Genomic DNA, 20,745 nt, shown 5'->3' with positions numbered 1-20,745 from the left:
TTGCAACATTAGTAAAAAGCGCAAATGCGGCAAGCAGCAAGATGCCGACATTTACCAATAATTTGTTCTCTTTTGGGGTATATATCAATGATGAATCAGAAACGGCTCCGGCTGACGCAAATCGCGTTTAGCCTGTCCCTCGTGTTTGCCGCTCCGGCATTCGCGCAGAACACGACCTCCGCCATCGGCGGTCGTATTTCGGGCTCGGACGGCAAGCCAGCTGCTGGCGCAACCGTTACCGTAACGCACGTCGAGTCGGGCTCGGCCAGCAATGTCGTGACTGACAGTGAAGGCCGTTACATCGCCCGCGGCCTGCGCGCCGGCGGTCCGTACACGATCACCATTACCAAGAACGGCGTTTCGGAAAAGCGTGAGAACGTCTTCGTGGAAGTGGCGGAAACCGCCGCTGTGGACGCCACCATCGGCCAGGCGATCCAGACTGTGACCATCGCTGGCGCCAGCGCCGCACGTGCCGAGAAGTTCTCGCGCACCAATATGGGTACCCAGACCTCGATCAGCGCTTCCGAACTGGCAATCCAGGGTTCGATCAACCGCAACCTGCAAGACTACGCCCGTAGCGACCCACGCGTTTCCCAGACCGACAAGGAACGCGGCGAACTGTCCATCGCCGGCCAGAACTCGCGCTTCAATTCGATGACCATCGACGGCGTCGCCGTGAACGATACCTTCGGCCTGGAAGCCAACGGCTCCCCAACCGCCAAACAGCCAATCTCGATCGAAGCGATCCAGTCGGTGCAGGTGAACGTTGCCAACTACGACGTGACCCAGAAGGGCTACACCGGCGGCAACATCAACGCTGTGACCAAGTCCGGCACCAACAAGGTCAAAGGTTCGGTTTACTACGTCTTCCGTAACGATACCCTGGCAGGCGACCGTTACAACCTGTCGACCGACAGCTATGCCGCTCCTGCCCCGTTCAAGGAAACCACCAAGGGCGCAACCGTAGGCTTGCCGCTGATCAAGGACAAACTGTTCTTGTTCGCGAACTACGAGAAGCTGGAATCGTCGCGCGCCGCACCACAGTTCGGCCCGCTGGGTTCGAGCATGACCAACGTCGGCATCACTCCTGCCGCGATTGCTCAGGCACAGGATATTTCCAAGAATAAGTACGGTTTCGACGCCGGCACCTCCCAGGTTCCTAGCGGCCTGGCGATGGACGTCACCGATAAGCTGCTGAAACTGGACTGGAACATCACTGACGACCACCGCTTCATGGTGCGCTGGTCCAAGACCGCGCAGTCCGAACCGCAATTCCCGGGCCTGAGCAACACCGGCCTGTCGCTGAACTCCTACTGGTACGCGCAGAAGAAGGAGATCGAGACCAAGGTAGCCCAGCTGTACTCCGACTGGACCCCGAGTTTCTCGACCGAGTTCAAGCTGTCCACCCGCGACTACGATTCCGTGCCGGAGGTGAACTCCACCCTGCCATCGATCGGCCTGCAGTTCTCCGGTCCTAACCCTGCCGGCACTCCATCGACCGTGCCGACCGGCAACCGTTTCCTGAACATCGGTACCGAGTTCTCGCGTCAGCGTAACGTGCTGGGCACCAAGACCCTGGACGCTTACCTGGGCGGTAACCTGGCCCTGGGCGACCACCAGCTGAAGTTCGGCGGCGACCTGAACAAGAACGAGGTGACCAATGCCTTCCTGCAGGGCGTATATGGTTCCTACACCTTCGCTTGCTTGAACAACGTCAACTACGCGTTCAACAACAACGCCCCGCTGAACTGCGGTACCGCAAACAACCAGCAGGTCATCAATGCCGTGCTGGAGAACTACTCCAACGGTCGTCCTTCGAGCTACTCGGTGCAGGTGCCACAGGCTGGCCGTACCTTCAACGACGCGATTGCCAAGTTCACCCTGAAGTCCTATGGCCTGTTCCTGCAGGACACCTGGACGGTGAACGACCGCCTGAGCCTGATGGCTGGCGTGCGCGTGGACTACGCCGACCTGCCGGAAACGCCGACCTTGAATTCCGCTGTGGCTGCCGCACCAGTTGCCGGCACTGCCGCCACCCAGGGCCGCCAGACCGGTGGCTTTGGTCTGGATAACACCAACACCATTGACGGCCAGAAACTGTTCCAGCCACGCGTGGGCTTCAACTACAAGCTGGACGCTGAACGTCCGACGCAAATCCGCGGCGGCGCAGGCCTGTTCCAGGGCGCTGCTATGTCCGTGTGGCTGGGCAATCCATACCAGAACAACGGTGTGGCAACCATGACCATCCAGTGCGGCAGCACGTCGACTCCTTGCCCGACCGGCATCTTTACCCCGGACGTGACCAAGCAGCCAAGCTTGTCCGGTGGTTCGCCACCAGTGGCCAACGTCGATGTCTTGGCGAAGGGCCTGCGTCAGCCTTCCGTATGGAAAGCTAACATTGCCTTCGACACCGAACTGCCATGGAATAACGTCGTGTTCGGCGCAGAGCTGCTGAAGCTGAAGACCAAAGACTCGATCTACTACCAGAACCTGAACCTGGGTGCGCCACAGCGGATCGGTTCCGACGGCCGTGCGCTGTACTACACCGACAAAGCCCTGCAACCTGGTTGCTGGACCGCGACCGGCAGCCTGACCACCACCAACGGCACCGCACCAGGCAGCGCCCAGTGCGCAGGCGCGCGTAGCAAGGCAAACAGCAACGCCAGCTACGGCAACGTACTGGTGGCGAACAACACCAAGGGCGGCGAGAGCACCCTGGCGACGCTGTCCCTGAGCCGTCCGCTGCTGGCTGGCTACGGCTGGTCCATGGCCTACACCTACACCGATGCGAAGGAAGTGTCGCCGCTGACTTCTTCCACCTCGGGTTCGAACTACGGTTCCCGTCCAGCCTTCAACCCGAACGAAGAAGTTGAGTCCAACTCCTCGTACCTGGTGAAGGACCGCTTCAACGCGATGGTCAACTTCCGTAAGGCTTTCTTCGGTAACTACAACACCACCTTCGGCCTGTTCTACGAAGGTAAGTCCGGCAAGCCATACAGCTGGACCTTCAACAACGACATGAACGGCGACGGCACCAACTCGAACGACCTGATGTACATTCCATCGGCACCACGTTCGGGCGAAGTCATCTTCGCGGGCGACACTGCAAGCAACCACGCCAACGAAGACCGCTTCTGGGCGACTGTCGACCAGTACCGTTCCCTGCGTAACGCCAAGGGCCACGTCGTGAAGCGTAACGATTCGTTCGCTCCATGGACCCACTCCTTCGACGTGCGCGTGAAGCAGGAAATCCCTGGCCTGTTCAGCGGCCACAAGGCTTCCTTCACTTTCGACATCTTCAACGTCGGCAACCTGCTGAACAAGAAGTGGGGTCATATCAACGAAGTGGGCTTCAACTCCGCCGGCGGCCACGCTCGTTCCTTCGTGGACTTCGCTGGTGTTGATACTGCGACCGGCAAGTACGTGTACCGCGTGCGTGACTCGGTGGAAGACTACGAAGTTCGCCAGGTCAAGGGCGAGTCGCAGTGGGCCATCCAGGCTACCCTGCGCTACGAGTTCTAAGCTTGAGTACATGAAGCAAAAACGGGCCGCAAGGCCCGTTTTTTTTGTAAGTAACATATCGTTTCCCAGCATATGCCGTGGCTGACGGCACCTGTACAATCTCCTTTTATCCAGAGCGATTCCCATGAAGTCTTTCCTGCGTCCCCTGGCCCTGGCGGCCCTGCTGGCTGGCTGCGCAACGCAGCGTCCCGACAGTCAGGTTGAGCTGACCCTGGTCGGCCTGAACGACCTGCATGGTCACCTCGAAGCATCGCGTTTTGAGGATGGCAAAGCCGGGGGCATCGATGCCTTGGCCGCGACACTGCAAGCTTGGCGCAAGGACGATCCGGAACTGGTCGTGGTGGGAGCCGGCGACATGATCGGCGCCAGTCCGGCCATGTCGGCCATGTTCGCCGACGAGCCGACCATCCAGGCGCTGAACATGCTCGGTATGCGCGCCACCTCGGTTGGCAACCATGAATTCGACGCCGGCCGCGTGGAGCTGCTGCGCCAGGCCAAGGGTGGTTGCGCCAATTCGCCACGCCCTGATAAGGCCTGCAAATTCAACCCGTCCTGGGATGGCGCCAAGTTCAGCTACCTGGCCGCCAATGTGATCGATACGCGCACCAACCAGACTTTGTTGCCGGCTTACCGCATCGATGAAGTCAAGGGAGTGAAGGTCGCCTTCATCGGCACCGTGCTGAAGGACACGCCGGAACTGGTGGCAGCGAGCGGCATCAGCGGCTTGCAGTTCATCGACGAAGCGCAAGCCGTCAACCGCCTGCTGCCGGAACTGCGCGCGCAGGGCGCGACTGTGTTCGTGGTGCTGATCCATCAGGGCGGCTACTCCAAGGCGCGCTACGACCAGCAGTACTGCAGCGACCTCGATGGCGACATCGCCGACGTGGTCAAGCGTCTCGACCCTGCCGTGCGCCTGGTGGTCAGCGGCCATTCGCATACCGGCTACCTGTGCCGCGTGGATGGCAAGCTGGTGACGCAGGCCGACAAGTTCGGCCATATGCTGTCGCGTATTTCGCTGGTGGTGGACCGCCAGACCGGCGCCGTGGTCGACGCCAGCGCGCGCAATGTCGTGGTGGAACAGGGCAAGTATGCCGGCATGCCGGAAGTGGATGCGTTGCTGGCCACGGTGCGCGCACGCAGCAGCGAAGAGCTGAACAAACCGGTGGCGAAGATCGCTGTGACTTCGATCAGCAAGACCCTGATGTCGAATGCCGATGAATCCCCGCTAGGCCAGGTCGTGGCAGACGCGATCCTGGCTTCCGCCCGCAAATGGGGAGCGCAAATTGCGTTCACCAACACTGGCGGAATCCGCACCGCGCTGGATGCCGGCGCCGGCAATGTGGTGAATGCAGGGCAGACCCAGGCCGTGCTGCCATTTGGGAACGAGATCGTGGTGATGAACCTGACCGGCGCCCAGGTCCTGGCCTTGTTGGAAGGGCAGTGGAGCGGCAGTGAAGCCGACAAGCGCGGCCTGCTGCAAGTGTCCGAAGGCTTCAGCTATTCCTGGGACTCGCGCAAGCCGAAGGGCCAGCGCATCATGCGCGACAGCGTCAAGCTGAATGGCGCCCTGCTTGAGGAGGGGACCAGCTACCGCGTGGCGGTGTACAACTTCCTGGCCGAAGGCAATGACGGCTTCGTGACGTTCCGCCAGGGCAGCAACCAGGCGCCGACCGGCGTGCGCGACGTCGATTCGCTGCGCAGCTACCTGCAGCGCCTGGAGCAGGACAATAAGCCGGCCGGCACCTACGGCGCCGTTCCGCGCATTATCCGCATCAAGTAAAGAAAGGAAGGCTATGCGCCGCTATCTTCTCGCAGCCGCATTGGCTGCATGTTTCACCAGCGCCCACGCGGCTTTCCAGATTCCGGGCTTTGAACTGGTGCAGACCGCGCCCGTGGAGACCACGCTGAAAAGCGACGACCTGCGCGGCTCGATCGAGGTCTGGACCGAGTTGTTCGACAATGCGGAATCCGAAATCTGCATCGGCCAGTTCTACGTTGCCAGCGTGCCCGGCGCGCCGTTCGAGAAGGTGATCGAGCGCCTGGAGGCGGCCGGCAAGCGCGGCGTGAAGATCCGCTTCCTGATCGACAAGAAGGGCGTGGGCGGCCTGTCCGACAAGGCTACTGTGGATCGGCTGCGCGCCATCCCGAACCTGGAGATGCGCGTGCTGGATGTGAGCCAACTCACCGGCAACGGCATCATCCACGCCAAATACCTGACCGTGGACCATAAGGTGGCCTTCATCGGCAGCCAGAATTTCGACTGGCGTGCATTCACGCACATCCACGAAACCGGCTTGCGCATTACCGACGCCAAGGTCGTTGGCCAAGTGCAGGCAATCTTCGAGCAGGACTGGACCGCGCAGGCGGCACTGGCCGCGGGCAAGACGGTTGCACCGTTGCAGGCCAAGGCCGCCATCCTGGCAGGCACACCGGCCGCCTCCGCGCTGGCGTCGACGCTGCCGTCCGATGCCAACTTCCTGATCGCGAGTCCGGGCGGCTACAACCCCGCAGGCGTGGCCGATTCAGAGCTTGTGTTGCCGGCGCTGTTGGCTGATGCAAAACAAGAGATCCGCGTCTCGATGCTGGACTACGCGCCCCTGAGCTATGGCCCGAACGGCACGCGCCCGTTCTACGCAGTGGTCGACAACGCGTTGCGCGCAGCGGCCACACGCGGGGTCAAGGTCAGGCTGCTGGTGTCGAACTGGAACCTCGAAAAGCCGGCCATCCAGCACCTGAAATCGCTGGCTATGTTGCCGAACGTGGAAGTGCGCATCGTGACGATTCCGAAAACGTCCACCGGCTTCATTCCGTTCGCCCGCGTTTGGCATAGCAAGACCCTGGTCATCGACGGCAAGCTGGCGTGGGTTGGTACCAGCAACTGGGCTGGCGGCTATTTCGACTTGTCGCGCAATATGGAAGTGGTGATGCGCAACGAGGCCATGGCCAAGCGCCTGTACGCGCTGCAGGAGCAGGCATGGGGCTCGCAGTATGCGCAGCCGCTGGACGTCAACAAGGATTACCCGAAACCGAACAAAGGTAAAGAAGAATGAAGAAACTCGCACTGATCGCCGCGCTGTCCGGCGCCCTCCTGTCCACCAACGCCATGGCCTGGGGCAATGCCGGCCACCGCGTCGTGGGCGCGATTGCCGATAACCTGATCAAAGGCTCCAACGCCGAGAAGCAGGTGAAGGCCTTGTTGCAGCCGGGCGAAGACCTGGAAAAGATCGCCAACTGGGCCGATTGCGTGAAAGGTACCTTCTGCGGCCCGCAGACGCAGGAGATGAACGACTACGTGGCCGCGCATCCGAAGCACAGCGAATACCACTACACCGATGTGCCGTTCCAGCTGACCGAGTATCACCTGCACGGCGCCGGCACCTCCGACCACGACGTGGTGCAGACGCTGCAGCAATGCATCGCGACCTTGCAGGGCAAGGGCGACGGCAAATTCACCAAGCGCCAGGCGCTGCTGATCCTGACCCACCTGGCCGGCGACATCCACCAGCCGCTGCACGTTGGCGCGGCCTTCGTCGACAAGGAAGGCAAGTTCGTGGTGCCGAAGACTGACAAGGAAATCGACTCCCTGAACATCTTCGATTCGCGCGGCGGAAATAACTTGCAGATGGATGAAGCGGCGTTGGCCGCTGCCAGCGCGAAGAGCGGCATCCCTGCGGGCGAAGAAGCGCCATCCAAGTATCCGACCAAGCCTTTCCACTCTTACTGGGACACTACGGTGGTCGATTACGCCATGCGCCGCAGCAGCATGCGCACGGTGGACAAGTTCAGCCAGTGGGCGATTGACGGCAAGCCGGTTGTCACGCTGCCGAAGGGCGATGCCATCACCTGGCCCGCACAGTGGGCCAACGATTCGCTGGTGGCTGCCAAGCAGGCGTACGCCGACGTGAAAGTTGGCGTGGCGAGCAAGCAGACCAGCCGTAGCGGAGAAACCTACACTGTGTGGGCAATGACCGTCCCGGAAAGCTACCCGGTGCCTTCCTCCGCACTGGCGCGCGAACAGTTGATCAAGGGCGGCTATAACCTGGCGGGCCTGCTGCAACGCATTTGGCCTTGAATGCGCTGGCCTTAAATACGCTGGCCTCAAGGCCGGTACCACAACTCGCTGCGCTGGAGCGGAGTCTCCGGCGGCAGCGCTGGGTTTTGCAGTTCGATGATGCGCCGCTTACCGATCTGGGCCCGTTCGATGAGCGGGTCTTTATGCTGGTGGAACAGCGCGACGAGCGAGCCGTCCTTCAACATCATCTCCAGGCCCGTCTTGATCCGCTCCGCGAGCTTGGCGCCTTCCGCATCGCGCCGTACGAAGAAGTAGCGCGGCAGGGGATAGCGCAACATCAGCGTTGGTTCGATCACGATCTCCGTGTGCGACTTGCTGATCACATCATATTCCCGCGGTGCTTCATCCAGCGCGCGCGGAAAGAAGTCGAAGCGGCCCGCTTCCAGCATGCCGAACAGGCTGCCTGGCCGTGGCGACTCCACCACGCTGATGCCGGCGGCCGACAGTACCGAAGCGTCCACCCAACCCTTGCCCTGGCCGGCGCTCAGGTGCCGCAAGTCCGCCAGCGTACGCACGCGGGCAAAGCGCGGCAGGTCGGATTTTCGTACCAGCAGCAAACGCAGGCCCATCAGGCCGCGGTCGATCGGAATGCGGATCGGCTGGAATTGCGTTTCCAGGTCGCGGTGGGTGGCGCGGGCGATGACATTGACCGTGCCGCCGGGACGGCTCAATTCCTGCAGCATGCGCGGGACGGAGAACGGTGCTTGCGATTGGGCCAGTGTAAAAGGGCCGTATTTGGCGGCTGTCTTTTCCAGCGCGGCACGCAACACGATCCAGTCGAATCCCTTGCTGGTGTCGAGTATCGAGAAATAGCGGGGGTAGACCACCGCTGTCGCGGGGCCGTCGTGCGCACGGACAGGCGCGAGCAGGCAGCACATTGCCGCTGGCAATAAACTCTGCAAAATCCAGGCGCGCCGATCCATTCGGGACCTCCTTGCTCCCTGCAATATAAACCGGCTACCCGCCGGGCACAACAACGATGCGTGTTGCGCACGGCATACCGGCTGGGTTCGGTGTTTCGCAGCTTGCTGCTAGCATCAAAGTCCGGTTCTCACCAGGGAGGGCATCATGGCTTACAGACATGTTTTGGCGCTGGCATTGGTTTGTGCCGCCGGCAACGCCTGCGCGGAAGATTGGCAATTCAGTTACACAGGCTTCAATGAGAATGGCGCGTTCATTCACGATGCCCGTGTCGACGGCAGCTTTCGCGGGACCGACCTTGATCTTGATGGTGTCATCTCCCTGGCGGAGCTTAGCTCGCTGGTCATCGCTGGGCGCGAATACCTGGAGGGATGCCTGAGCCTGAGCGACCCCTATTTCCGTTGCGAGATCGGTGGCTTCAGTTACAAGTTGACGGGGCAGTTGTCGGTGGACGCCAATTGGTGGGGGAACGACGAGGCATTCTCGGGCTGGGGCGCCGGCTTTCGTACGGGAGACCGCTACTCGCAGTGGAGCTATGGATGGGATGACTGGAGCCAAACCTGGTACTGGACCAGCCAGACCGTGTTCGATATCACGCCAGCTCCACAAGTGCCGGAGCCGGGGACCGGAGCGATGCTGCTGGCGGGATTGGCGACCCTGGCCGGCTGGGGCCGGCGCAGGGTGAAGGAGGGCGCACTTAGCGCGATTTGACGAACGGTACGCCGATGGCTTTCGGCGCCACCGACTTGGCCATCAGGCCTGCCAGCACGATCACGGTAACGACGTAAGGCACCATCTGGATCAGGGCGCCGGGGATGCGGCCGATCACCGGCAGGTCCACGCCTTCCAGTTGGATCTGCACAGCGCCGAAGAAGCCGAACATCAGGCAGCCGAGGAAGGTGTACAGCGGACGCCAGTTGCCGAACACCATGGCGGTCAGCGCCAAGTAGCCGGCACCTGCCGACATGTCGCGCAGGAAGAAGCCCGATTGCACGATGGCCAGGTAGGCGCCGGAGAAGGAGCACAGCACCCCGGCGATCAGCATGGCGCTGTAGCGGGTGCGTTCCACGGAGACGCCGGCAGCGTCGGCTGCGTGCGGGTTTTCGCCGCAGGCACGCAGGCGCAGGCCGAAGCGCGAGTGGTACAGGAACCAGTGCACCAGCGGTACCAGCAGGAAGGCCAGGTAGACCAGCACGGAGTGGCCGCCAATCAGTTTGGTGTAGAACCAGCCGAGGAAGGGCACGTCCGCGACTGCGGCGCTGCCCGGCAGTACGACGTCGAACAGGCGCGCTTCGCCCAGGTCAGGCGTACGGCCGCCTTGCTGGAAGAAGTATTGCGCGAGCACGAAGGTCAGGCCGCTCATGGCGATATTGATCGCGATGCCGCCCACGAGCTGGTTGCCTTTCTGGGTGACGGCGACAAAACCTTGCAGCATTGCCAAAACGACCGATACGCCCATGCCGGCCAGGATGCCGAACCACGGGTTCTTGGTGGCGAAGGCCACGGCTGCCGAGACGAAGGCGGAGGCCAGGATCTTGCCTTCCAGGCCGATGTCGATCACGCCGGAGCGTTCCGCGAACAGGCCGGCCATAGCGGCGAAAATCAGCACCGGCGCGTTGCGCACGGTGGAGACGAGAATGGAGCCCAGGTGGAGATCTTCGAAAGTCATGGTGTCAGCCCTTGCGCGATTTGATCAGTTTGATGATGACCGGGGCATACAGGTTTTCCATAGCGCCGCAGAACAGGATGATCAAACCCTGGATGAAAATGAAGGTTTCGGTCGGAATGTTCGGTTTTTCCAGCGACAGGTCGAAGCCGCCCTGGATCAGCGCGCCGAACAGCACGGAGGACAGGAAGATGCCGACCGGGTGCTGGCGGCCCATCAGCGCAATCGCGATGCCGACGAAGCCAGCGCCGCCGACGAAGTTCAGCGACAGGTAGTGGGTCGAGCCCATGATGGAATTAACGGCACCCAAGCCGGCCAGCGCGCCGGAGATGGCCATCACGATGATGATCATGGCGCTGATCTTGACGCCGGCGTAATGGGCTGCGTGCTGGTTCAGGCCCAGAGCGCGCACCTTGTAGCCCCACGCCGAGCGCCACATCACGATGCCGTACACTGCCAGCGCGATGATGGCGAAGAAGAAGCCGATATTGAGCGGGGTTTCGCCCAGCACAGGGAACCATGCGTTCAGGCGCGGCATTTCGGCGGCAGCCGAGAATACGCGCGAGGCGGTGTTCTGCTCGCCCGGCGGGATCAGGTATTTCACGATCACGAAGTTCATCAGCGAGGCGCAGATGAAGTTGAACATGATGGTGGTCACCACGATGTGCGAGCCGCGCTTGGCCTGCAGGTAGCCTGGAATGAAGGCCCACAGCCCGCCAAACAGGGCGGCGCCAAGAATGCCGGCGAGGATCAGCAGGTACCACGGCAGCGTAGCGTCAAAGGCCAGCATGGCCAGCGTCAGGCCAAGGCCGCCGAAATACATCTGGCCTTCCGCACCGATGTTGAACAGGCCGGCCTGCATTGCGATCGACACGGCAAGGCCGGTGAACACGAAGGTGGAGGCATAGAACAGCGTGTACGACAAGCCTTCCGGATTGATGACGGCGCTGTTGATCAGGATTTGCAGCGACTCCAGCGGGTCTTCGCCGAGCAGGTGGATCACCAGCGCGGACACGAGGAGCGCAGAGAGCAGGTTCAGGATGGGCAGGACAAGGCCGGTTGCCCAACGTGGCATATCGTTCGTGGTCATAATCAGTGTTTATGCATGCCGCCCATCAGCAAGCCGATGCGGGTGGTGTCGAATTCGTCGATTTTCAGTTCGCCGGTGATTTTGCCTCCGCACATCACGAGGATGCGGTCGGCCAGGGCGCGCACTTCTTCCAGTTCCACCGATACCAGCAGGATCGCCACGCCCTGGTCGCGCAGGGCCAGCAGCTGGGTGTGGATGGATTCGATGGTGCCGATGTCGACACCGCGGGTCGGCTGGCCGACCAGCATCAGCTTCGGCTTGGCCAGCACTTCGCGTGCGATCACCACCTTTTGCTGGTTACCGCCGGACAGCAGGCCGATGCGCAGGTCCGGGTTGGCCGGGCGCACGTCGAACTCTTTCATCAGGCCGGCGCAGCGCTGGGCGATTCCTTTGAAATCGATCAGGCCCCATTTGTTCTTGACCTTGTCCTGGTAGCCGAAGAAGGTATTCTGCATGACGGAGAAAGCCTTGATCACGCCGTCGCGCAGGCGGTCTTCCGGCACGTGGCCGATGCCCAGGTTGCGGAACTTGGTCGGCAGGCCGTCGGCATCGCCGCTTTTCGGGAAGGGCAGGGCCGTGCCTTCAAAATGCACGTCGCCGGAAGTAGGCAGCTTCATGCCGGACAGGATTTCCATCAGCTCGGACTGGCCGTTGCCGGACACGCCTGCAATCGCCACGATCTCGCCGGCGCGCAGGGTGAAGCCGATATCCTGCAGCAGCTTGACGCCGTTGTCGTCGGCCAGCTGCAGGTTCTTCACCTCCAGCACCGGCGCGCCCGGCTTGTACTCGCCGCGCGGCAGGTTGTTCTCGATCGGACGGCCGACCATCATCTGCGCCAGTTCTTCCTTGGTGGTGTCGGCAGTCTGTACTGCGCCCACCACACGGCCGCCGCGCATTACGGTGACGGTGCCGGTGATGTCCTTGATCTCCTGCAGCTTGTGGGTGATCAGGATGATGGTCTTGCCCTGTTCCTTGAACAGCTTCAGGATTTCGAACAGCGATTCGGTTTCCTGCGCGGTCAGGACGGCGGTCGGCTCGTCCAGGATCAGGATGTTGGCCGAGCGGTAGATCTGCTTCAGGATCTCGACGCGCTGCTGGGCGCCCACCGACAGGTCGTGGATGGTGGCCAACGGATCGACGTCCAGGCGATAGCGTTCGCAGATTTCGCGCAGCTTCTTCTCGACGGTAGCGCGGTGTTCACGCAGGCGGAAGCCGCCTTCGCTACCAAGCATTACATTGTCCAGCACGGTCATGTTCTCGACCAGCATGAAGTGCTGGTGCACCATGCCGATGCCGAGGCGGATCGCCTCGTGCGAGTTGTGGATGTGCTGCACCTTACCGTCCAGCAGGATCTCACCGCCATCTGCGCGGTAATAGCCGTAAAGGATGCTCATCAAGGTCGACTTGCCGGCGCCATTCTCTCCCACCAGGCCATGGATGGCCCCTTTGGCGATGGAGAAACTGACGTCCGTATTCGCCTTTACCGCCCCAAAGTGCTTGGAGATATTGCGGAATTCTACTGCTGGCGTCATAAGGATTTTCGGTCTTATTTACTGAAAAACGCGCCGGACGGGATATCCCGTCGGCGCGTTCTCTATATTGGAACTACTGGTTAAGCCGGGCAGGCTGCGTTGGTGGTGCGGATGTCGATGACCTTGATCTTGCCATCGATGATGTCCTTGCGCGCGCCCATGACTTTCTTTTCGATCTCGGGCGTGATCACCTTGCGGTTGTTCGCGTCCAGCGCCCAGTCCACGCCGCCTTCCTTCAGGCCCTTGGCGGTGACGCCAGCCTTCCAGGTGCCGTTCTTCATTTGCATGAAGGAGTCGTACACCGCGTTGTCCACGCGCTTGACCATGGAGGTCAGCACCGAACCTGGGTACAGGTGGTTCTGGTTGGAGTCCACGCCGATCGACAGCTTGCCTTTTTCCTTGGCAGTCTGCAGGGTGCCCATGCCGGAACCGCCGGCCACGGCAAACACCACGTCCACGCCGCGGTCGAACTGGGCACGTGCCAGTTCGCCACCTTTGGCAGGATCGTTCCAGGCGGCGGAGGTGGTGCCCACCATGTTCGAAATCACTTCGGTTTTCTTGTCGGTCGCCTTGGCGCCCTGGGCATAGCCGCAGGCGAAGGTACGGATCAACGGAATGTCGATGCCGCCGATGAAGCCCAGCTTCTTGGTTTTGGAAGCCATGGCCGCCGCCACGCCCACCAGGTAAGAGCCTTCTTCTTCCTTGAACGTCACGGAATTGACGTTATTGCCCTGTGCAACGCCGTCGACCAGGACGAAACGGACTTTTGGGAATTCTTTCGCGACCTTTTGCACCGCCTGGGTCTGGGCGAAGCCGATGGAAGCGATCAGGTCCAGATTCTTGCGGGCCAGGCCGCGCAACACCTGCTCAGCCTGGGTATCGCTGCTGGCTTGGACTTCGATGAATTTGATGCCGGTTTCTTTCTTGAAGCGCTCGGCGCCTTCGAAAGCGGACTGGTTGAACGACTTGTCGAACTTACCGCCAGCGTCGTACACGATGCCCAGCTTCGGATCAGCCGCATTTGCGCTGCGCGCCACTGTTATGGTTGTCACCATAACTGCGGCGATCATCATGCTAAGTTGTTTGATTTTCATGTAAGGGCTCCGTCGAAGTTCGTTATTGTATATTTTTATGGAGTGCCTCGTTCCGCTTTTTCGCGCCAATCCCGGCCACGGCACCTTGTAGCTTGCCAACAACGCACAAATGCAAATTTTGTACATGTACCCTTGATTAATTCTTGGGCACGTAATCAAACTGCAAACACATCTTCCTGCAGTCGAATCCGCTTCTCACGGCATGGATTCGTGGCTCACTACTATGCAGCAGGCGCTATATGTATGGCAAATACGTTTTTGCTTAGTTATTTATATGCAAGTCAACTAAATGAAGGGTTTCTCGCAAGTAATAGAGGGCATTTGCTTTCGTGTTAGCATTGGCGCCATTGCAACATTACCTTACTTTTCTTTTAAAGATTGGAACATCGGGTATGGATAAACGCCTCAAACACTCTTTGATTGCCCTGGCCGTGGCCAGCGCCTTCCCTTTATATAACGCTTCGGCCCAGGAAGCACAGCCACAAACCGAAGAAGCCAAGAAGCCGGGTCAACTGGAGACCGTGATCGTTACGGCGCAGCGCCGCGCTGAAAACATCAAGGACGTGCCGATGGCGATCGCCACCCTGAAAGGCGAGAAGCTGGACGTGCTGACTTCGGGCGGGCAGGATATCCGTTTCCTGAACGGCCGTTCGCCATCTGTTTCTGTTGAATCCGACTACGGCCGCACCTTCCCGCGTTTCTATATCCGCGGCTTGGGCAACACCGACTTCGACTTGAACGCTTCCCAGCCGGTTGGCCTGGTGATGGACGACATCGTGCAGGAAAACCCGATGCTGAAGGGCTTCCCTGTGTTCGACGTGGACCAGGTGGAAGTGCTGCGCGGCCCGCAAGGCACCCTGTTCGGCCGTAACTCCCCAGCCGGCGTGATCAAGTTCGATTCGGCCAAGCCGGTGTTCCGCCAGGAAGGCTATGTCAACGTCGGTTTCGGCAAGGACCGCGTGCGCAACTATGAAGGCGCGTACAACTTCCCGGTCAACGAGGTGCTGGCCACCCGCATCTCGCTGCAATCGCAGCACCGCGGCAACCGCGTGCACAATGACCGCCCGGGCGCACCGACCACCGATTTCGAAGGCTACAAGGACAACGCCGGCCGCATCCAGTTCCTGCTGAAGCCTAATAAAGACTTCAGCGCGCTGCTGAACCTGCATGGCCGCGACATGGACGGCAACGCCACCCTGTTCCGCGCCAATATCCTGAAGAAGGGCACCAATGAGCTGGTCGACAACTTCGACTACAAGTCCTACCCGACCGATGGCGGCAACGAACAGCACCTGAAGAACAAGGGCGCCAATCTGCGCCTGCGCTGGGATACCCCGGGCCTGACCTTCCACTCGATCACCGGCTATGAAAAGCTGGAGTTCTTCAGCCGCGGCGACGTGGACGGCGGCTTTGGCGCCTCCTTCCATCCGCCGATGGGCCCAGGCTTCATTCCGTTCCCGGTCGAAACCGCCGACCTGATTCCTGACCATAAGCAGTTCTCGCAGGAGTTCCGCGTCGAGTCCAACAACAAGGGCCCGCTGCAGTGGATCGCCGGCGTGTTCTACTTCGATGAACAGATCCAGATCGATTCGATCTCCTTCGATTCCTTCACAGCTGGCAACCCGCAGAACGCCGCCTACGCGACCCAGCAGCAGGATGCCAAGTCGTATGCGGCGTTCGGCACCATCAACTACACCGTAAACGAAGCCTTCAAGCTGCGTGCCGGCCTGCGTTACACCAAAGACAAGAAGGATTTCGTCGCCACCCGAGTAGAACCGCCTCAATCGGCTACCAACACCCTGAACAACACGTCGAACAACGTGAGCTGGGACCTGAGCGGTACTTACACCCTGAACAAGGATACCAACCTGTTCGGCCGTGTCGCCACCGGCTACCGCGCGCCGTCGATGCAGGGCCGCCTGTTCGACCTGACTTCCAAGCCATCGCAAGCTGACGCGGAAAAAGCGGTGTCCGTGGAATTCGGTGTGAAGCAGGACCTGTTTGACCGCCGTGCGCGGATGTCGGCCACCGTGTTCAACTACCGCATGAAGGACAAGCAGCTCACCGCAGGTTCCGGCACCGTGAACATGAACCAGTTGATCAACGCCGACAAGGTGACCGGTCGCGGCGTGGAACTGGACCTGCAGGCCAACCTGAGCGATGCCTGGGCCGTGACCTTCGGCACCAGTTACAACGACACCAAGATCAAGGATGCAGACCTGTTCGTCCAATCCTGCGGTGGCGGCTGCACCCCGCTGGATCCACGGATCGAGTTCAAGGATGCCAATGGCAATGTAATCGGCAGCGCAGCCCTGATCAACGGCAATCCCCTGCCGCGCGCACCGAAGTGGCAGCATAACTTCACCCTGCGCTACAGCCAGCCGCTGGGCGATGGCGAGATCTACGCCTACACCGACTGGGCTTACCGCACTTCGTACAACTTCTTCCTGTACGAAGCCAGCGAGTACAAGGCCAAGGAACTGCTGGAAGGCGGCCTGCGCGTGGGGTACCGCTGGAACGACGGCAAGTATGAGCTGGCAGCCTACGGCCGCAACATCACCAACCGCATCCAGGCCTTGGGCGCGATCGACTTCAACAACCTGACCGGCATCGTCAACGAACCGCGCACTTACGGTGTGCAGTTCAAGGCGAACTTCTGACAGGTTCGTAGTCCTCTCGAAAAACGCGCACTCCGGTGCGCGTTTTTTTTCGCCCGTGCTGGGGTAATATGTGGCCTTCCTTGGGGAGGGGAGATGCAAACTGCTGTCAATATGTGGCCGCTGCTTGGCGTGGCCGTGATTGTGCTTGGATTCCTGCTGCGGCTGCACCCGGTGCTGGTGGTTGTCGCGGCCTGCTTCACTACCGGTTTCGCCGCATTCATGCCGGTCGAAACGATGCTTGCTTCGCTCGGAACCGCCTTCGTTAAGACGCGCAACCTGCCGATGATCTACCTGCTGCCGCTGGCGGCGATCGGTTTGCTGGAACGTTTCGGCTTGCGCGAACATGCGCAGGCGGCAGTGGCGCGCATGCGGTCGGCAACGGCCGGGCGGCTGCTGATTGTTTATCTTGCTGTCCGCGAGCTGTCCGCCGCAATGGGCCTGACGTCGCTGGGCGGCCATCCGAATATGGTGCGCCCGGTGGTGGCGCCGATGGCGGAAGGAGCGGCGCAGCTTCGCAATCCTTCGCTCAGTGACGAACAACGCCAGCACGTGCGTGCCATGGCTGCCGCCACCGATAACGTCGGCCTGTTCTTCGGCGAGGATATTTTCGTCGCCTTCGGCGCCATCGCCCTGATGCAGACCGTGCTGCGTGCGGAGGGTATCGAAGTCGATCCCCTGCATATGGCGTTGTGGGGCATTCCGACGGCAATCAGCGCCTTCATCATCCACGCGTGGAGGCTACGCCGGCTGGACCGCTACCTGGGACCGAGCGGCGGAGGGCGCGCATGATCATCCGCGTCGAATATTTCTACTATTTGCTGGGGATCATGCTGTCGCTGGTCGCGCTGATGTCCTTTGCCGACCGCAGCAATCCGCGCCGCTGGACCACGGGCGTGTTCTGGACACTATATGCCATGGTCTATCTGGTGGGCGAGCGACTGCCGCCGGCAACAGTGGGGCTGTCAATGATCGTGATGGCGCTGCTGGCGAGCTTTGGCGGCGTCCGGAGCGGCAAGCCGGACGTGCTGCCCGAAGGCGCGCGCAGCGCCAGTGCTGCGCGGCTCGGGCACAGGCTGTTCGTGCCGGCACTGGTGATCCCGGCGGTCACGATGGCCGGCTCGACGCTGCTTAAGGAAGTGCGCATCGGCGAGTTGTTGGTGCTGGACCCGAAACACCTTACCCTGGTGAGCCTTGGTTGCGCGGCGGTGATCGCGGTTGGCGTAGCCTGCTGGATGACGCGTTCCACGCCGCTGCAGGCCGGCCGCGAATCGCGTCGCCTGATCGATGCCATGAGCTGGATGATCGTGCTGCCGCATATGCTGGCGGTGCTGGGCCTGTTGTTCAGCGAGGCTGGCGTGGGCAAGGCAGTGGCGCAGGTGACGACGACTTATATTGGCCTCGATTCGAAGCTGGTTGCCGTGGCGGTGTATTGTGTCGGCATGGCGCTGTTCACCATCGTGATGGGCAACGGCTTTGCCGCTTTCCCGGTGATGGCCGGCGGTGTCGGTGTGCCGGTGCTGGTGGCAAAGTTTGGCGGCAATCCTGCGGTGATGGCGGCGATCGGCATGTTCAGCGCTTATTGCGGTACGTTGATGACGCCGATGGCGGCCAACTTCAACATCATCCCGACTGCGTTGCTGGATTTGACCGACCGTAATGCCGTGATCAAGGCGCAGGTTCCGACGGCCTTGCCGCTGCTTGGCGCAAATATCATCCTGCTGTATTTCTTGCTATGAAAACTGTTCTGCTGACGGGCTTCGAGCCCTTTAATAAAGAGCCTGTCAACCCTGCCTGGGAAACCGTGCGCGCGCTGGATGGCTGGGGTGAGGGCGATTTCCGTGTTGTGGCGCGCCAGCTGCCTTGCGTGTTCGGCGATGCGAATGCGGCCATGACGGCGTTGATCGAAGAACTGAAGCCGGCGCTGGTGATCGCGGTGGGCCAGGCGGGAGGACGTGTGGACCTGTCGGTCGAGCGGGTGGCAATCAATGTCGACGATGCGCCGATCAAGGACAACGCGGAGAAGCAGTTGGTCGATGAACCGATTGTGCGGGGCGGGCCGGCGGCGTATTTTGCGACGCTGCCGATCAAGGCGATCGTCGCTGCACTACGCGCTGCAGGCTTGCCGGCGTCGGTGTCGCAGACTGCGGGCACTTTCGTTTGCAACCACGTGTTCTACGGCTTGATGCACGCCGTGGCTGGGCGCGACGATGTGAAGGCGGGCTTCATCCACATTCCTTATCTGCCGGAGCAGGCCGCACGCCATCCCGGTACGGCCAGCATGTCGCTGGAGCAGATGAAAGAAGGCCTGCGCGTGGCGGTCCGCACGGCGCAGGCGGTTGACCGCGACGCCGTGGTGGCCGCGGGCGCGACCCATTAGGCGCCAGGCGGGCGCAGGATGTTGAGGAAGGCGCGCACGACTGGCGCGTCATCCAGTGTGGTGTAGGTGATGTACAGGTTCGCCGACGGCGGGTTGGTACGGATCGGCAGGAAGACCACGCCAGGCCAGCCGATACGCGCGGTAGTTTCCGGCATCAGCGTCACGCCCAGGCCCGCGCCCACCATGGCCAGCAAGGTCTGCGGCTCATGCGCTTCCTGGAAAATCTCAGGTTGGAAGCCGGTATTCACGCAGCACTGGATCAGGTAGCGCGGGAACGCCGACTTATCCAGGGCAAGCGTCAGCATCGGATCATCGGCAATATCGGCCAGCTCGATCGCGTCCATCTTCGCCAGTGGATGGTGCTCATTCACTGCTACGCAGACATTCTCGCGGAAGCACAGCTCCTGCTTCAGGTTGTCGCGCCGCAGCTCGTCGTCATCCAGCTTGGGTTCGCGCCAGAAGCCGACGTCGATCTGCTTGGCGCGCAGGGCGTCGTACTGCACCGTCGGGCCGGACTCGTGGATGGTCCAGGTGACGCGCGGATACTTGCTCTGGAATTCCTCCAGCATGGATGGAATCGGCCCCCACATCGCCGATCCCACTATGCCTACGCGCAAGCGGCCCACTTCGCCGCGGTCGATCTGGCGCACGGTATCGATGGTCATGCGCATCTTCGCCAGCAGGTCCGAGGCCTCTTGCATCAGCGCCTTGCCGGCGACAGTCAGCTCGAAGGTGCGGGTGGTGCGGGCGAACAGCTTCACGCCCAGCTCCGCTTCCAGCTTCATGATCTGCTGCGAAAGCGGTGGCTGCGAGATATGCAGGCGTTCGGCGGCGCGGCTGAAGCTCTTTTCTTCGGCGACGGCGAGGAAGTACTTTAACTGTTTCAGGTCGATGGACATGGATGCTCCTGCAGCGCGCGTGCCAGGGCAGCGCCCACACGCGCGTTGTTTTTCACAAGGGCGATATTTGTCTTCAAGCTGCGACCCTCGGTCAGAGTCTTGATGCGTGCCAGCAGGAAGGGCGTAACCTTCTTGCCGGTGACGCCGTTTTCTTCCGCTTCCTGCAAGGCGCGCAGGGTGATGGCGTCGATTTCATCTTTCGGCATCGCCTCGTCCACCGGCACCGGCGCTGAAACCACCACGCCGCCGTTCAGGCCCAGGGCCCACTTGGTCGAGATGAAGGATGCCTGTTCGATGGCGGTGTCGAGCTGGAAGTCGGCATTGAAGCCGCTCTCGCGCGTGAAGAAGGCCGGGAAGCCCGGCTGGCCGACCGATACCACCGGCACGCCGTGGGTCTCCAGGTATTCCAGGGTCAGGCCGATGTCGAGGATCGATTTTACGCCCGCGCACACCACGGCTACATTCGTCTGGGCCAGTTCCTGCAGGTCGGCGGAAATGTCCATGCTGGTTTCCGCGCCGCGGTGCACGCCGCCGATGCCGCCGGTGACGAAGACCTTGATGCCGGCCAGTTGCGCGCAGATCATGGTCGCCGCCACGGTGGTCGCGCCCAGCTTGCCCTGCGAGAGCACATAGGCCAGGTCGCGGCGCGACACCTTGATCGCGTCCGGCGAATTGCCCAGTTCTTCCAGCTGTTCTTCGGTCAAGCCGACGCAGATCTTGCCGCCGATGATGGCGATGGTGGCCGGCACTGCTCCTGCATCGCGGATGATCTGTTCCACCTCACGTGCGGTCTGCACGTTCTGAGGGTAGGGCATGCCGTGCGAGATGATGGTCGATTCCAACGCGACGATCGGCTTGCCGGTGGTGCGGGCGTTGGCGACTTCTGGGGAGAAGGACAGGAATTGGTGCATG

16 protein-coding genes are annotated in these 20,745 nt (G+C 61.3%); 9 read left to right on the top strand and 7 right to left on the bottom strand.

Features of this window, described 5'->3' with window-relative positions; genetic code table 11:
- The first annotated feature begins 87 nt into the window (after positions 1–87).
- From BM269_RS12915 to BM269_RS12900, 4 genes are all read left to right on the top strand, one after another.
- Positions 88–3,522, top strand: a complete 3,435-nt coding sequence (locus BM269_RS12915) for a TonB-dependent receptor (protein ID WP_090437418.1) — start codon at positions 88–90, stop codon at positions 3,520–3,522.
- Between the two features lie 124 nt (positions 3,523–3,646).
- Positions 3,647–5,302, top strand: a complete 1,656-nt coding sequence (locus BM269_RS12910) for a bifunctional metallophosphatase/5'-nucleotidase (RefSeq protein ID WP_090437417.1) — start codon at positions 3,647–3,649, stop codon at positions 5,300–5,302.
- Positions 5,303–5,315: 13 nt separating this feature from the next.
- Positions 5,316–6,572, top strand: coding sequence for a phospholipase D-like domain-containing protein (locus BM269_RS12905; RefSeq protein WP_090437416.1), 1,257 nt, complete (start codon positions 5,316–5,318; stop codon positions 6,570–6,572).
- Entirely contained in the window at positions 6,569–7,594 is a 1,026-nt protein-coding gene (locus BM269_RS12900; protein WP_090437415.1) for a S1/P1 nuclease, read from the top strand. The genes BM269_RS12905 and BM269_RS12900 overlap by 4 nt, the downstream gene beginning before the upstream one ends.
- 26 nt (positions 7,595–7,620) lie before the next feature.
- Here BM269_RS12900 and BM269_RS12895 read toward each other — a convergent pair whose 3' ends face one another.
- A complete protein-coding gene (locus tag BM269_RS12895; protein WP_229204628.1) occupies positions 7,621–8,517 on the bottom strand; it encodes a hypothetical protein in 897 nt (298 codons plus the stop codon).
- Positions 8,518–8,662: 145 nt separating this feature from the next.
- Here BM269_RS12895 and BM269_RS12890 point away from each other — a divergent pair, with 145 nt between their 5' ends.
- Positions 8,663–9,226: a PEP-CTERM sorting domain-containing protein gene (locus BM269_RS12890; RefSeq protein WP_090437413.1), complete on the top strand. Its 564-nt coding sequence runs from the start codon at positions 8,663–8,665 to the stop codon at positions 9,224–9,226.
- On the opposite strand, the gene BM269_RS12885 is transcribed toward BM269_RS12890, so the two are convergent.
- The 4 genes from BM269_RS12885 to BM269_RS12870 all read right to left on the bottom strand — a co-directional run bounded on the left by BM269_RS12885 (position 9,213) and on the right by BM269_RS12870 (position 13,897).
- The gene (locus BM269_RS12885; protein ID WP_090437412.1) at positions 9,213–10,184 is read right to left on the bottom strand and encodes an ABC transporter permease; all 972 of its coding nucleotides are present in this window, start codon (positions 10,182–10,184) and stop codon (positions 9,213–9,215) included. The genes BM269_RS12890 and BM269_RS12885 overlap by 14 nt on opposite strands.
- A gap of 4 nt (positions 10,185–10,188) precedes the next feature.
- A complete protein-coding gene (locus tag BM269_RS12880) occupies positions 10,189–11,271 on the bottom strand; it encodes an ABC transporter permease (protein ID WP_090437411.1) in 1,083 nt (360 codons plus the stop codon).
- Positions 11,272–11,273: 2 nt separating this feature from the next.
- Positions 11,274–12,803 carry an ABC transporter ATP-binding protein gene (locus BM269_RS12875; RefSeq protein WP_090437410.1) on the bottom strand — a complete coding sequence of 510 codons (1,530 nt, stop codon included), beginning with the start codon at positions 12,801–12,803 and terminating at the stop codon, positions 11,274–11,276.
- 80 nt (positions 12,804–12,883) lie between these two features.
- Positions 12,884–13,897 (bottom strand): BMP family lipoprotein, encoded by a 1,014-nt coding sequence (locus tag BM269_RS12870; RefSeq protein WP_090437409.1) that lies wholly within the window; start codon positions 13,895–13,897, stop codon positions 12,884–12,886.
- Positions 13,898–14,289: 392 nt separating this feature from the next.
- Here BM269_RS12870 and BM269_RS12865 point away from each other — a divergent pair, with 392 nt between their 5' ends.
- From BM269_RS12865 to pcp, 4 genes are all read left to right on the top strand, one after another.
- On the top strand, positions 14,290–16,557 hold the full coding sequence (locus BM269_RS12865) for a TonB-dependent receptor (RefSeq protein WP_090437408.1): 2,268 nt from the start codon (positions 14,290–14,292) through the stop codon (positions 16,555–16,557).
- Positions 16,558–16,650: 93 nt separating this feature from the next.
- Positions 16,651–17,346, top strand: a complete 696-nt coding sequence (locus BM269_RS12860; protein WP_090437407.1) for a DUF969 domain-containing protein — start codon at positions 16,651–16,653, stop codon at positions 17,344–17,346.
- Positions 17,343–18,293, top strand: coding sequence for a DUF979 domain-containing protein (locus tag BM269_RS12855; protein ID WP_090437406.1), 951 nt, complete (start codon positions 17,343–17,345; stop codon positions 18,291–18,293). The genes BM269_RS12860 and BM269_RS12855 overlap by 4 nt, the downstream gene beginning before the upstream one ends.
- Complete coding sequence (pcp, locus tag BM269_RS12850) at positions 18,290–18,934, top strand: pyroglutamyl-peptidase I (protein ID WP_090437405.1); 645 nt, start codon at positions 18,290–18,292, stop codon at positions 18,932–18,934. Before BM269_RS12855 ends, pcp begins: the two co-directional genes overlap by 4 nt.
- Here pcp and BM269_RS12845 read toward each other — a convergent pair.
- Both BM269_RS12845 and BM269_RS12840 read right to left on the bottom strand, forming a co-directional pair.
- Positions 18,931–19,833: a LysR family transcriptional regulator gene (locus BM269_RS12845; RefSeq protein ID WP_090437404.1), complete on the bottom strand. Its 903-nt coding sequence runs from the start codon at positions 19,831–19,833 to the stop codon at positions 18,931–18,933. The genes pcp and BM269_RS12845 overlap by 4 nt on opposite strands.
- On the bottom strand, positions 19,818–20,744 hold the full coding sequence (locus tag BM269_RS12840) for a pseudouridine-5'-phosphate glycosidase (RefSeq protein ID WP_090437403.1): 927 nt from the start codon (positions 20,742–20,744) through the stop codon (positions 19,818–19,820). Before BM269_RS12840 ends, BM269_RS12845 begins: the two co-directional genes overlap by 16 nt.
- Between the last annotated feature and the right edge of the window lies 1 nt (position 20,745).

Source organism: Duganella sp. CF458 (genome assembly GCF_900113115.1).
Lineage (GTDB): Bacteria > Pseudomonadota > Gammaproteobacteria > Burkholderiales > Burkholderiaceae_D > Rugamonas.
This window is presented reverse-complemented; position numbering and strand designations above follow the sequence as displayed.